At 73.2% G+C, this 13,540-nt stretch carries 11 protein-coding genes and 1 pseudogene; 1 reads left to right on the forward strand and 11 read right to left on the reverse strand.

The annotated features are described in order from the left end of the window. Positions 1–10: 10 nt before the first annotated feature. The 7 genes from ABD990_RS10465 to ABD990_RS10495 form a co-directional block, all read right to left on the reverse strand. The gene (locus ABD990_RS10465) at positions 11–1,150 is read right to left on the reverse strand and encodes a GDSL-type esterase/lipase family protein (protein WP_345380104.1); all 1,140 of its coding nucleotides are present in this window, start codon (positions 1,148–1,150) and stop codon (positions 11–13) included. A gap of 572 nt (positions 1,151–1,722) precedes the next feature. Beyond that, entirely contained in the window at positions 1,723–2,928 is a 1,206-nt protein-coding gene (locus ABD990_RS10470; RefSeq protein ID WP_345380105.1) for a hypothetical protein, read from the reverse strand. An 11-nt stretch (positions 2,929–2,939) separates the two neighbouring features. Then, positions 2,940–3,881, reverse strand: a complete 942-nt coding sequence (locus ABD990_RS10475; RefSeq protein ID WP_345380107.1) for a DUF389 domain-containing protein — start codon at positions 3,879–3,881, stop codon at positions 2,940–2,942. Positions 3,882–3,894: 13 nt separating this feature from the next. Next, positions 3,895–5,727 (reverse strand): aspartate--tRNA ligase, encoded by a 1,833-nt coding sequence (gene aspS, locus ABD990_RS10480; RefSeq protein WP_345380108.1) that lies wholly within the window; start codon positions 5,725–5,727, stop codon positions 3,895–3,897. A 79-nt stretch (positions 5,728–5,806) separates the two neighbouring features. Next, positions 5,807–6,520: a radical SAM family protein gene (locus ABD990_RS10485; RefSeq protein ID WP_345380109.1), complete on the reverse strand. Its 714-nt coding sequence runs from the start codon at positions 6,518–6,520 to the stop codon at positions 5,807–5,809. Positions 6,521–7,066: 546 nt separating this feature from the next. Beyond that, positions 7,067–7,732, reverse strand: a complete 666-nt coding sequence (locus tag ABD990_RS10490) for a hypothetical protein (protein WP_345380110.1) — start codon at positions 7,730–7,732, stop codon at positions 7,067–7,069. Between the two features lie 126 nt (positions 7,733–7,858). Beyond that, positions 7,859–8,617: a phage portal protein gene (locus ABD990_RS10495; RefSeq protein WP_345380111.1), complete on the reverse strand. Its 759-nt coding sequence runs from the start codon at positions 8,615–8,617 to the stop codon at positions 7,859–7,861. Between the two features lie 587 nt (positions 8,618–9,204). Here ABD990_RS10495 and ABD990_RS10500 point away from each other — a divergent pair. Continuing rightward, entirely contained in the window at positions 9,205–9,540 is a 336-nt protein-coding gene (locus ABD990_RS10500; protein ID WP_345380112.1) for a hypothetical protein, read from the forward strand. A gap of 13 nt (positions 9,541–9,553) precedes the next feature. Here ABD990_RS10500 and ABD990_RS10505 read toward each other — a convergent pair whose 3' ends face one another. From ABD990_RS10505 to ABD990_RS34365, 4 genes and pseudogenes are all read right to left on the reverse strand, one after another. Then, positions 9,554–11,041 (reverse strand): hypothetical protein, encoded by a 1,488-nt coding sequence (locus tag ABD990_RS10505; RefSeq protein ID WP_345380113.1) that lies wholly within the window; start codon positions 11,039–11,041, stop codon positions 9,554–9,556. Between the two features lie 237 nt (positions 11,042–11,278). Then, entirely contained in the window at positions 11,279–11,698 is a 420-nt protein-coding gene (locus ABD990_RS10510) for a phage terminase small subunit (protein WP_345380114.1), read from the reverse strand. A gap of 362 nt (positions 11,699–12,060) precedes the next feature. Beyond that, the gene (locus ABD990_RS10515) at positions 12,061–12,915 is read right to left on the reverse strand and encodes an MBL fold metallo-hydrolase (RefSeq protein ID WP_345380115.1); all 855 of its coding nucleotides are present in this window, start codon (positions 12,913–12,915) and stop codon (positions 12,061–12,063) included. A gap of 496 nt (positions 12,916–13,411) precedes the next feature. Then, positions 13,412–13,537, reverse strand: a pseudogene (locus ABD990_RS34365) (DUF7302 family protein); the annotation flags it as partial. Positions 13,538–13,540: the final 3 nt, after the last annotated feature.

The raw sequence follows: 13,540 nt of genomic DNA on the forward strand, positions 1-13,540 counted from the left end.
GGCGTGGCGTTCACAGCATCGCAACGCGGTCGGTGCATCCTCCGGGGGCATGGACGACGGCAAACCTGTCACCGCCCGCCCCCTCCACTCCTGCACCGTCTGCGCCTGCCCCCGGACGCCGAGCGACGTCCGCGGTCTCGCGTGGAGCAGCCACCACGTCGACGGGGTGATCAGCTGGGTCTGCGGGCCCTGCACCCGCGCCCACCTCTTCGAGATCGAGACGGGGCAGCGCATCGTCGCCCCGGTCGCCCTCCCCCGGTCCGCCTAGACCGGGCCCACCCCGGGCGGCCCGGACCGGGTCCTGCCGCGGGGGCCGGGGGGCCCGCGCCCGCCCGCCCGTGAGCAGGCCGTGCAGGATCACCGGGCCGAGGTCGCGGCCGCGGCGCACCAGCCAGGGCGTCCCGCGGACCATGATCCACGCGGCCCGGTGCAACGCGGTGATCTCGCGCCCGCCGCCGCAGGCGATCGGCACGGGCGCGGGCACCGCGTAGCCCGAGCCCGCGAGCAGCTCGCCCGCGGCCCGGGCCAGCAGCCGGTGCCCCAGCTCGGAGGGGTGCAGCCGGTCGACGCTCCACGCCTCGCGCTCGTAGCCGCCGGGCAGCAGGTGCAGGTCGAGCACCCCCACGTCCGGGCCGCCCGCGGTCGTCTCCGCGATCGCCGTGTCGATCGCCGCGTTCAGGGCGGTCACCCGGGTCCGCAGCGCGGCCCGGAGCCGCCCCGGCAGCCGGAAGACGCGGGTGTGGTCGTGGTAGCGCAGCACCACCGGGAAGGTCCCGGCCGCGGCGAGCCCGCCCAGGGTGGCGGCGAGGTCGGTGCAGATGCCGGCCGGGTCGAAGTCCGAGCGCAGGGTGTCGTTCATGCCCGCGCAGATCACCGCCGCGTCCGGCCGCGCGGGCAGGACGGCGGGGAGCTGGGTGTGGCGGACGTCGGCCATCCGGGCGCCGGTCCTGGCGGGGTTCAGCAGCCGGGTGCCGGGGCCGAGGGCGTCGCGGAGCAGGACCGGGAAGCCGCGCCAGCCGCCGCCGGGCAGCGGGTCCCCCAGCCCGACGGCCGTCGAGTCGCCGAGGGTGGCCAGGGTGGTGACGGTCCGGGGCGGGAGGCTCGCGGGAGTCGGGAGGGCACGGACGGGGCGCACGCTCTGCACGGACACCAGCGCATGATCGGGTCGCGAGGCTCCGGGGCGGTGTGCGCGTGGTGACGGGTCGCCGACGGCTCCGCGAACACCCCGCGCCGAGCTCCCCTCCGTCGGCAGCGGCGGCACACCCGGAACGGAGCCGCACACCTGGGCGATGGCTTGTGCGACGGATCCGGCGGGTGTGAGACCCGGTTCGGGCGGGTGTGCCGGGACGGTGTGGGTGTGCCGGGACGGTGAGGGGGTGCCGGGTCGGTGTGGGTGTGCCGGGTCGGCGTGGGTGTGCGGCCGGACAGCGGCCCCATTCCCCGCGCGGCGCCGCCTCGACTCCCGGCCGTCCCGCCTCGACTCCCGGCCGTCCCGCGGCGACACATCCGGCGGGGTGCGACACATCCGCTCCGCCCTGCTGCCACACCCGACGAGTGCCCCCCACAACCCGTCGACGGCCTGTAGGAGGTCTCGCGGGGTGTGCCGACCCGCAATGCCCTCGGATCCGCTCGCAGGCACCGGCGGTCCGCGGCCGAGGGCCAGCGCATCACGGCTGGCGGCGGCACATCCGGACGGGCGTCCCGCACCCGCAGGTACCGCCCTCAGACCAGGCCGCGGAAGGCGGGGTACAGCGGCAGCGTGCCCGATCCGTTGTCCGAGGCGTCGTCGAACCGGCGGCGCAGGGCGGCCGCCATCTCGTCCGCGAGGTCGACCGTGGCCGGCCGCCCGCCGGCCGCGGCCGCGCTCGCGAGGCGCCGCCAGTAGTCGGCCAGCGCGGCGCTGATCCGCGGCGACCGCCCCGGGTCGACGCCGATGCGCGTGTCGCCGGCGACGGCCCGCGGCAGCAGCCACCAGGTGCACAGCCAGACCCACAGGAGCTGGGCGTCGAGCAGGCGGGCCCGCAGCAGCGCCGGGTCGTCGAGATCCGGCCACACCGTGGCGATCTCGTTGCGCCAGGCCTCGAGCATGGCGTCGGCCATCCCGTCGGGCAGCGCGAAGCTGGACTCGCAGGCCGGGAAGGGCACCCGGAAGTAGGCGGCGTCGAGCGCGACGTCCCGGAAGCAGCCCCACTCGAAGTCGACGAACCGCACCCCGCGGCCGGTCACCAGGTTGTTGTCCGGGCAGGTGTCCGACGGGCTGAAGGCCCGGTAGCGGGTGCCGCCCAGCAGGCGCGCGGTCTCCCTGGCCTCGGTCTCGGCGGCCGCGCCGACGCTCACGCCCAGCACCCCGGCCACCATCTCGGGCACGCCCGCGAAGGCGGCGCGCGCCTCGTCCGCGATCGGGTCGCGGCGGGCCTTCTCCCCCAGCCGGCGGAGCAGCGCGCCGAAGTCGTTCTCCCGGCCCGCGGTGGCGGCCTGCATCCGGCCGAGCGCCCGCGCCCAGCTCAGCAGGCAGCGCTGCGCGGCCACGGGGTCCGGCGCGAAGAGCATGTCGGCCAGCGTGGAGCTGCGGCCGAGGTCCTCGAGCACGAGCAGCCGGGACGCCGGGTCGTGCGCGATGAGCACCGGGCTGGGCCGGGTGTCGGCCGGGAGCGCGGTGAACAGCTGGCAGCTCGCGACCTCGAAGTGGAAGGGATCGGGCCGCGCCGGGTCCGGCTCCCCCACGTACTGCTTCACGACGAGGGTGCGCGGCAACGAGAACGGGTTGCGCGCCACCCGGGCGCGCGCCACCACCGACCGTTCGCTGCCGCCGAGGTCCTCGGGATCGGCGAGGACCACGGTGGCCCCGGCCCGCCGGGTGAGCAGGCGTTCCGCCGCGGCCAACGCGGTGAGCACGGGCCTGGGGAAATCGGCCAGGTCACGTGACATCGGGGTCGACCCTACCCCGACGACAGCGCCCGGCCCCGGTCACCGCGGCGCCGGGCACGTCGCGCCACGAGCAGGGCGAGGGAGGCCGCGACCACGATCCCGATCAGGTTCACCAGGAGCTGCAGCGCCGACAGCCCCGCCTCCCGCCAGCGCCCTTCGACGGCCGCCACGGACGCGAACGCCGCCGCGGGCACCGTGGTGACCGAGATGAACACGCCGACCAGGCTCGCGGCCTTGGCCGAGGTGAGCGCGAGGATCCCGGCGAGTCCCGCCAGCACGGCCACGATCAGGGAGAACGGACCGACCTCGTAGATGAACCCGACCTGGTCGAGGTGGTCCAGCGTGCTGCTGGACAGCAGCCCGGTGGCGTCGAAGAGCAGGGTCGCCAGCGCGGTGATGGCCATGCCGAGCGGGAAGCCGACGAGCAGGGCCAGTCCGCCGCGCCGGACGAGGTCGCCCCGGCGCAGCACCAGCCCCACCGACACGGCGGCCAGCGGGCCGAACTCCGGCCCCAGCACCATCGCGCCGACCACCAGCACCGGCGAGTCCGTGATCGCGCCGATCGCCGCGAGCAGGCAGGCGATCGTGAGGAAGGCCTGGAAGGAGAAGCTCAGCCGGGACTCCTCGCCGGTCCGGGCGATCAGCTCGTCCCAGACGACGACGTCCGAGCCCTCGCCCGGGACGGCCGCCTCCGCCCGGTCCGCGGCGTCGGACAGGACGGTGTCGAGGACCTCGAGGGTCACGCCCCCGTCGTGGTCCAGCCTCAGGTCGCGCAGCCGGCCGAGGAGGGTGTCGACGGACTCGCGGGCCACGTCGGCCTCGACCACGTCGCCCGCCGGGCGCACCGCGGCGCCCGGCAGGACGATCAGGTGGGCGACGCCCCGATCCGCCGCCAGCACCGCCCGGACCTCGGCCGTCCGGTCCGGCGGGCTGACGACGCGCAGGTGGAGCACGACCCGGCCCGGGTCAGGCCCCGCCGCCCTCGGCGTCTCGGGCCGCGGCCTTCCGGTCGGAGGTCGCGGCGGCGGGGGCCGGCTTCGGCGGGACGGCGTCGACCCCGGCCTCCTTGCGCTGCTCCGGGGTGATCGGGGCGGGCGCCGCGGTGAGCGGGTCGTAGCCGCCGCCGGTCTTCGGGAAGGCGATGACCTCGCGGATCGAGTCCTCGCCGGCGAGCAGCGCGGTGATCCGGTCCCAGCCGAACGCGATGCCGCCGTGCGGGGGCGGGCCGTAGGCGAAGGCGTCGAGCAGGAACCCGAACTTCTCCTGCGCCTCCTCCTCGGACAGGCCCATGATCTCGAAGACCCGCTTCTGCACGTCCGCCCGGTGGATACGGATGGACCCGCCGCCGATCTCGTTGCCGTTGCAGACGATGTCGTAGGCGTACGCCAGCGCGTTGCCCGGGTCGGACTCGAACTTGTCGATCCAGTCCGGGGTCGGCGAGGTGAAGGCGTGGTGCAGGGCGGTCCACTTGCCGTGCCCGACGGCGACGTCGTCCGTCTCGTCGGCCGCCTCGAACAGCGGGAAGTCGACGACCCAGACGAAGGACCAGGCGTTCTCGTCGATCGCCCCGATGCGGCGGGCGATCTCCCCCCGGGCGGCACCGAGCAGCGCCCGGGCCTCGTTCGGGCGGCCGGCGGCGAAGAAGATGCAGTCGCCGGGCTGCGCGCCGACGGCCGAGGGCAGGCCGGCCCGCTCCTCGTCCGACAGGTTCTTGACGACCGGGCCCTTCTCGCTGACCGTGCCGTCCTCGTCGACCAGGACGTAGGCGAGGCCGCGGGCGCCGCGCTGCTTGGCCCACTCCTGCCAGGCGTCGAGCTGCTTGCGGGGCTGGCTCGCGCCGCCGGGCATCACGACCGCGCCGACGTACGGGTTCTGGAAGACCCGGAAGCCGGTGTTCGCGAAGTACTCGGTGAGCTCGGTGAGCTCGATGTCGAAGCGCAGGTCCGGCTTGTCCGAGCCGTAGCGGCTCATGGCCTCGGCGTAGCTGATCCGCCGGATCGGGCGCGGCAGCTCGTAGCCGACCAGCGCCCACAGCGCGGCGAGGATCTCCTCGGACAGGGCGATCACGTCGTCCTGCTCGACGAAGCTCATCTCGATGTCGAGCTGGGTGAACTCGGGCTGCCGGTCGGCGCGGAAGTCCTCGTCCCGGTAGCAGCGCGCGATCTGGTAGTAGCGCTCCATCCCGCCGACCATGAGCAGCTGCTTGAACAGCTGCGGGCTCTGCGGCAGCGCGTACCAGGAGCCGGGCTTGAGCCGCGCCGGCACGAGAAAGTCCCGGGCGCCCTCGGGCGTGGAACGGGTCAGCGTGGGCGTCTCGATCTCGAGGAAGTCGTGCGCCTCGAGCACCGTCCGCGCGGCCCGGTTCACCCGGCTGCGCAGCGCGATCGCCGCAGCCGGGTCCGGACGGCGCAGGTCGAGGTACCGGTACCGGAGCCGGACCTCCTCGCCGACGCCGGTGTGCTCGTCGATCGGGAAGGGCAGCGGCGCGGACTCGGACAGCACCACGAGGTCGGTGACCGTGACCTCGATGGCACCGGTCGGCAGCTCCGGGTTCTCGTTGCCCGCGGGCCGCGCGACGACCTCACCGGTCACCTGCAGGCAGAACTCGGCGCGCAGCCGGTGGGCGCGCTCGGCCATCTCGCCCTCGCGGAACACGATCTGGGCGGTGCCCGAGCGGTCCCGCAGGTCGACGAAGATCACGCCGCCGTGATCGCGGCGACGGGCCACCCATCCGGCGAGGGTCACGGTCTGGCCGGCGTGCTCGGCACGCAGGGTGCCGACGGGGTGGGTTCGCATCACGGGGGCCAAGGCTATCCGCCCCGTCCCGGGGCCCGGCCAGCAGGTTTCCGCCACCGGGACGACCGCCGCGCGGGGCCACCTACAACAGGGTGAGCTGCTCGGCGACGGGCGCGGCGAGCTGCTCGGCAGGCGGCGCCGCCCGGGCCCGGCCCGTCTCCTCCGCGGAGCCGTGCGGGAAGCCGTCGCCGCCCGTCCGGCGCACCCCGGAGCTGCGGTCCAGCCCGCGCCGGGGCAGCAGCGGGCCGACCCGCTCGGCCAGCGCCCGCCGGTAGTCGGGGTCCACGTACGCCCCGCGCCGGTAGAGCCGCTCGTAGGCCGGCACGAGCGCCGGGTACTCCCGCGCGAGCCAGCCCATGAACCACTCCTTCGTGCCGGGCCGCAGGTGCAGGGCCAGCACGCTCACCCCGGACGCGCCCGCCGCCCGCACCCGCGCCAGCACCGCGTCGAGCGCCTCGGCCGAGTCGGTGAGCAGCGGGAGCACCGGCGCGACCATCACGCCGCAGTCCAGGCCCGCGTCGGCGATCCGCCGCACCAGGTCGAGCCGGGCCTTCGGCGACGGCGTGCCGGGCTCGAGCCGGGCCTGCAGCTCACGGTCGGCGAGCGCGAGCGACACCCCCAGGCCGACGGGGACCTCGCGCGCCGCGGCGGCGAGGTCGGGCAGGTCGCGGCCGAGCACGGTGCCCTTGGTGAGGACCGAGAACGGCGTGCCGGAGCCCGCCAGCACCCGGATGATCTCCGGCATCAGCCGGTACCGGCCCTCCGCACGCTGGTAGGGATCGGTGTTGGTCCCCATCGCCACCGGCTCGCGGGCCCAGCGCGGCGCGGGCGACCTCGCGGGCCAGCACCCGCCCGACGTTCACCTTCACCACGATCTGCGAGTCGAAGTCCGCCCCCGCGTCCAGGTCGAGGTAGGTGTGGGTGTTGCGGGCGAAGCAGTAGACGCAAACGAACATCAACGCAACGCGCGTTAGAGATACCTAGCGGCACGACGGGAAGTTGGCGCTTCCGGCCGTGCCTAACCGACATCCCTGCCAAGAGGGAGGCCGGCTGTGAGTCATCTTCGCAGCAGAGCTGTATCCGGATCGATCCCCCGCTGGACTGCCATAGGCGCGCTCGGGCTCGGCCTGGTCATCGCCCTGGCCGCCAACCTGACCGACGCGGTCCCCCGCGGCGCGGTCGTCGTCGGCGTGGGCGTCGTCGTGCCGCTCGTCCTGCCGGTCGTGTCTACATCCGGACGACCTTCACCGCCGATCGGTGGTCGCTCGAGTGGTTCCTGCGCGAGCTGGCGACGCTGGCGGTCGCCGGTCCGGCGCTCGCCGTGTCCTACTGGCACACCTATTCACTCGTCCTGCATGCGGGCGAGCCCTGGATCCTCGCGATCCTCGCTCCGCTGTCGTCGGACGGTCTTGCCGGACTGCGCAACCCTGGCGCTCCATCGCCATCGGGCGGCCGCGAGGCGCAGCCCCGCGCGGAAGGGTGCCGAGTCGCGCACCGCCAGCCCGCCGCCCGCCGAGCCGACGCCCGAGACCGAGCCCGAGCCCGTCGCCAGCGAGCAGGCGAGCGACGACGACCGGGCCGCCTTGGTCGAGCGGGCGCGGGAGATCCAGGCCGCCCGCCGCGCCGAGGGCGAGCGCCCGCTCGGGCGGGCGAAGATGGCGGAGGCTCTCGGCACAACGACCGCCATCGCCCGGGCGGTGCTCGAAGAGATCGACGAGAGCCCGGTGCGTCTGGTGGTGAACGCGTGACCGCGCAGCCCGAGGACCGCCAGCCCCGTCGCCAGCCCGCCAGCCAGGGCGAGGCCGAGATCGTCCCGCTGCGACCTGGCGAGCTGGCGGCGCAGCTGGCGACGCCCGCCGGCGATCGCCAGCCCGACCGGGCGCCCGACCGGTTCGCCGCCAGGTGGGCCGATCACCCGCTGCTCGAGCAGTCGCCCGCCGAGCTCGCCCGGTCCGCCCGCTGGCACGCCCGCGCGGCCTGGCGGGCTGGCGTCTGGACGCTGCTGCACCTGCACACGCTCGCCGGCCGTCCTGCGCGATGCCGAACCACCGCCAGTAGCGCGCGGACCCGGCCATGCGCTGCCGGGCCCGGGCCTTGACCTAACAGTCACGACCGGCATCACGCTGTACGGCCCCTACGACGTCGACATCCGCTCGACCGACCGGATCGAGCTGGCCGACGGGCCCGGCTCGAGGATGGCGCCCCTCCGGCCCGCTGACGGGGGTCTGAGATGGCCTCGCAGGCAGACGCCCGAGTCGTGCCCGAACTGCTCAAGGATCTTGATGCCGTCCTCGGTGTCCGGCTCGACGTCGAGCACGTGCACGGTCTCCTCGTCGAAGACCCGGACCCGGTAGACCTTGCCCTCGCGCACGACCTGCATCGCGTAGAGCGGCCAGTCGTCGGCGGCCGGGTCGTCCCACAGCGTGAACATCTTCCGCGGGCTCACGCCGCGCATCACGCTGGTCGGCCGGCCGCCGAACTCGCCGGGCAGCACGGTGACGAAGGACTGCCCGTAGGTCAGCGTCGCGCGGTGCACGGCGATCTGCCGGGCGTCGAAGCGGTTGGCCTGCCAGGTCCGCCAGGGGCCGTCGATCTCGGCGATCTGCGGCACGCCGTCGGGGCCGGCGTCGACCGGCTCGTCGGTGCCGACGGCCGACAGGTAGTTGTCGACGTACATGCAGTGCGCGACGGTGTTGACGACGAGCCCGAGCCACGGCGTGCGGCTGATCTCCTCGAGCCGCTTGTGCTCGCTGGTCGCCTTGCGCGGCAGGGTGAGCGGCTGCTGCTGCCAGCGCGACCAGGCGTCGATGATGTCGAGCCGCTCGCGCTCGGCCTTCCACCCGTCCCACAGCTCGTCCTTGATCAGCGCCTTGAGGTCCGACTCGCTCAGCACGTGCTCACCCGACCTTCCCGCTCGGTGCTGTCGTCGTCGATTGAATGGTTCGAGCTGCGGCGGGCGGACGAATCATCGATTTGGGTGGCTGCGACAGGAATGAGCCTGGGAGTCGTAGGTGCCGCCTCGGCAGCGCCCCAGGATAATGGCCCCTCGTCGTGCGCAAAGCTGACGAAGGCCGACAAGTTCCGGTGCAAGGCTGGCGGCCCGGCGCCGTCACTCGTCTACACAGTGACGACAGTCGAAACTCTGACCGACCGTGCTATGCGCACGATCGTCGCCAATTGTGATCCGGGCGACGCTGTGGCAGACGGCTACGCACTCGCGAACGGCACGCCGATCGCGGGCAACCCCGCGGTGTGGTATTCCCTCGGTGTTACGGGAACCACTCCGACGGGCTATCAGGCCGTGGTTGGCGCAAACACGCCGCCAGTGACACTCACGGTCGTCGCTACATGCCTGGACACGGCGGCGCCCAACCGGACGTAGCCAAACGGAGGCTCAGGACTCGACGTCGAGGCGGGTGCACCTGACAGGGCCGGGTAGCCCGGACCGAGTAGGCGTATCTCGGAGCGAGGGGGTGTCCCATGGGCGAAGACCGACGGGTGGATCTAGGGGCCGTCGATCTGTACGGGCTCATAGAGCAGCTAGTCATCCGCGAGCCCCATGCGGGCGCCGCGGCAGCGGGCACCGGAGCGACCCGTCGTGACGATGCGCTCGCGGCGGTGGTGGAACTGGCCCGCATGCTCGAGGTGCCAGCCGAGGCCTCCGATGTCGACCTCGAGCAGGCGCGCCGGAGAATGACCCTCCTGCTGGTCATCCGCGACTTCGTCGAACCCACAGACGAGGGCCGCGCCGATGAGCACGTGCGGCGCTATCTCGACGAGGTGCTGGATCGGATGCGCCGCGAGGGCAGCGGCTAGCGGCAGGCGATGGTCACCAGACGCGCCCGCTGCGCTTGCGCTTCGAGGTGATCCCGCTGTTGAGGGCAAGCCGGCGGCCCATCCGGGCGCCGACCATGCAGACGGCCAGGTCGACGAGCTTGTGCGAATCCCGGTTGACCTTGCCGAGGCTCACGCCCCACTTGTTGGGCCGGCGACGCGCGTTGTGCACATGGATCCGCAGCCGCGCGTCGCCGTCGTGGGTCAGCGAGCCCTCTTCGTCGATCTCGTGGGCGACCTGCTCGGCCGCCTCGGTGAAGGCGCGGTTGCGCTGCACGCCGCCCGGCTGGGAGAGCCGCATGTCGAACTTGACCGCGTGCCCCTGCTGCCCGGGCGTGGCCCACAGCGGCAGCGCCTCGCGGAAGTCGCGGTGCCACTCGTCGACCAGCGGCATCCAGTAGAGCGCCTCGGTCTCGTCGTCCTTCGCCGGCGACGGGTCGACGCCGAACCACACCACCTGATAGCGGGCCATCGCCGCGCGCACCGTGGCGTCGACCTCGGGCCGCGGCGCGAGCCAGCCCTTGCCGCGCTCGCCGTGCGGCCGCTGCCAGGCACCGAGGGTCATCACGTGCCCGTCGGACAGGCGGGCGGCGACCAGGCCAGTCGCGTCCTCGCTCTTCGAGCAGTCCAGGAACATCGCGATGGCCTCGCCGTCGGCGACGACCTCGTCGGGCCGGGCGCCGCGGTCGAACGCGCCGGGGTCGATCCAGGCATCCTCGGCAGCCGCCAAGCCGTTGAGGTAGTACCGGATCGAGTCGGCGACGCTCGTCCGCGGGTCCTGCGCCTCGTCGCGGAGCCGCTCGAGATCGGCCCACGGCGCGTCGCCGTAGGCGGCCCGCAGGCCCGCCATCAGCGAGTCGTCGTCGAGGCGCGTGCTCGGCGGCGCCTCGCGCGAGTCGTAGAGGATGTCGACGCGTTTGGTCTTGCCCGCCGCCTGCAGCTGCCAGGCCTCGAAGCTGCGCTCGGCGACCGCGTCGGCGCCCTGCTGATGGGCGTTGGTCAGCTCGAGCAGCCGGGCCTGGATGTAGGCCGGCGACTTGCCGACGTTGCGCCGAGCGGTCGCAGCCATCGCGTGCCCGCCGTTGCTGGCGGTCATGTGGTGCGACTCGTTGAGCAGGATCGCCGTGGCCGGGTCGCCCTCGCTCGAGGCCTCCGACGCGGTCAGTAGCTCGATCCGGCCGCCGCCTTCGATCGTGGTCCGGGTGCGACCGGCGTCGATGCCGTACTCGGCGCGCAGCGCCTGCGACTGCATCGCGTTGGCCACGCGCAGTAGGCCGGCCGCCTGCGCCTCGCTGTTCGCGGCGACCTGGACGAGCGGCAGCCGGTGCGGCTCGCCGACGGGCTGGCCGCCGATCCAGTCGGCGAGGTGGACCGGCCCGCAGAGCTCGAGGTTGGCGATGGCGCCGCCCATCGGGTCTTTCCCGGTGCCCTTCGCCCCGCGCTTGACGCCCGAGCGGTAGAGCCAGCGCCCGTCGGGGCTCACGGCGTACCAGAGGTGCAGGAAGCGGCGCTGCCCGGCGGTGAAGCGCCAGGGCTCGCCGGTGAGGCGGTGGACGAGCCATTCCTCGCACCACCGGATGCACTGCGGGCCGAGGCTGGGCGGCAGCAGCGCGAGCCGGTCGGGGTGGCCGTAGGGCAGCGACGGGTCGCCGGGCCACGGCAGGGTCGCCAGGCCCCGTCGTCGAGGTCGACGTAGTAGCCGGGCGGCAGCTCGACGGCGTCAGCCGTAGAGGCCGCGGTAGTCATCGAGCTTCGTCACCGGCGCGGCCGGCGCCGCCTCGGGCTCCGGGTCGACGTAGCGGATTCGCAGGTCGCGGCGGAAGTCCATTGTCGTGCCGAGCACCTTCTCGCGGTTACGCAACTCGGTCGCGACCCGAACGTCGCCGGCGTGCATGGCGGCGTGGATCAGCGCGGTGTCGAGCGCGAAGCGCCAGTCACTCTCGTCCCACAGCACGGCGTGCGGCATGCGCCGCACCGAGTCCCACCATCTGACCGTCGCGGCTGGCCAGGCGACGCCGCCCTCAGGCAGGTCGGGCCCGCCCTCGAAGGGGATGCGGGGGACCTCGGTCCAGTCGTGCGTCGGCTTGTTGCGGTTGACCGCCTGCCCAGGGGGCTTCGGCTTCCGCCCTGTCACGCCCATGGGGTCGTCACTCTCTGCTACACGAGCGCCTTGCGCGACTCGCTACTGTCCGTGCTCAAAGTCGCCATCTTGCTACCCCGTGGCCCTGGATCCCCTGGCCCGGCACTGTCCCCAGACTGGCCAGCCCGCGTTCGCGCAGCCCGACCAGCGGGTCAAGGACGAGGGTGGCGTTTCTCGGTCAGCCCTTTGGCCAGCACGAAGCACCGCCGCACTCGGCCTCACCTACTGGATGAACAACCAGCCAGGACCCGCCCGCGAGCTCCTCGAGACCGGCGCAGACAACGCCGCCCGGGGAAGGCACCTGGAGCTCTTCCCCCGGTGATGCATCGTCTCGCCCGGACGGTCCCCGCCGGCCGGCGGTGTCACGGCATCGTGTGCCAGGTCTTGCCCTGCCCGGGGAGGACCCGGCCGAAGACCGAGTCGGCGAAGTGGCCATTGATGCCGATCGTCTGCGGCTGTTCGAGTTCTGCGGCGATCCGCTCCCGGGTGCGCTTCGCCAGGTCGGCGTCGACGTCGAAGATGACGCTCAGGTCGCGCTCGTCGAACTGCAGTGGACAGTGGATGGCGTCGCCCATGATCAGAGCCCGGTCCGTCCCCGACGAGACGACGAGCGAGATGTGCCCCGGGGTGTGTCCTGGAGTGGCGATGGCGGTGATGCCGGGCGCCACCGACGCTCCATCGCCGACTGCCTCGATACGGGACTCCAGCGCGGGCTGGACGGCCTCGGGGTGCGGCCCCACGGCGACGAGCGACTCGTCGGTCGCGGCGCGCCAGAAGTCCCATTCGCCGGTACCAGCCAGGTGGGAGGCGTTGGGGAACGTCAGGGCACCGCCCGCACCTGCGGTCCAACCGACATGGTCGAGATGGAGGTGCGTGTAGACGACCGTGTCGACGTCGTCGGGTGCCACGCCGTACTGCCTCAGGCTGTCCATGAGCTGGCCGCCCTTGAAGACGCCCACCCCAGGGAACGGCACTTCGGCGTCGCCGAAGCCGAGGTCGACGACGACCTTCCGCTCGCCCGTCTCGATCAAGAATGCCCCGATCGACGCGACCAGCATGCCGTCGGCGTCGAGGAACTCTTGGTGAGCCTCCCACAAGGCGTCGTCGGAGGCGGGAAACACCGCGGTCGCGCCGAGACGGCCATCGCCGTCGGGCAGGTACGTCAGGCGGATGTCACCGATCGCGACGGACTGGAGGGTTGCTGGTTGTGCAGGCATCCGCCTCTTCTACTCGCAGGACTGAGGTTCAGACAATGAGGAAGTAGCCGGGGATTGAATGCCAATGATGGTTGTGTGAAACAACCATGGGAACCCGATCTCGGGGCTTCCCATATCGGGTCCCTGACCGGGAGGCCCGCCGCCCGTTCGCTGTCGGTCGCATGAGCCGCCCGGGCGACCCGTGCGCAGAGCTCGCGCTCCTCCGGACCTACGAGCCCGTGCTCCGCTTCACCGACGGCGAGCTGTTCCTGCGTCGCCACCGACATCTTCGGCAAGTCCGGCAGAGCCATGCTCGACGCACTGATCGCCGCGGAACGCGACCAGGAGGTGCTCGCCAAGCGCGCGTTGCGCCGCCCGAGACCGGTTCTGTTTCGTACGCACAGGCAAGCCCTATGCCGACCGAGGGCCCAGCCGGGGGCGGAGGGGGGTACCCCCCACCCATCACTCAAAGTCGCCGAGCTCCGACGGGCTCGACGCCCCGTCGCTGTCCGTGCTGTCACTCTGCCGTCGTGACCTTCGACTTGCGGGACGAGCGCTTCGGCTTCGCCGGTGCCTCGTCCTCGACCGCCGTGGCGTAGCCGTGGCCGATCAGCCACTCACCCTCGCTGCGGCTGACCTCGACGGT

It is taken from the genome of Pseudonocardia yuanmonensis, assembly GCF_039542425.1.
Lineage (GTDB): Bacteria > Actinomycetota > Actinomycetes > Mycobacteriales > Pseudonocardiaceae > Pseudonocardia > Pseudonocardia yuanmonensis.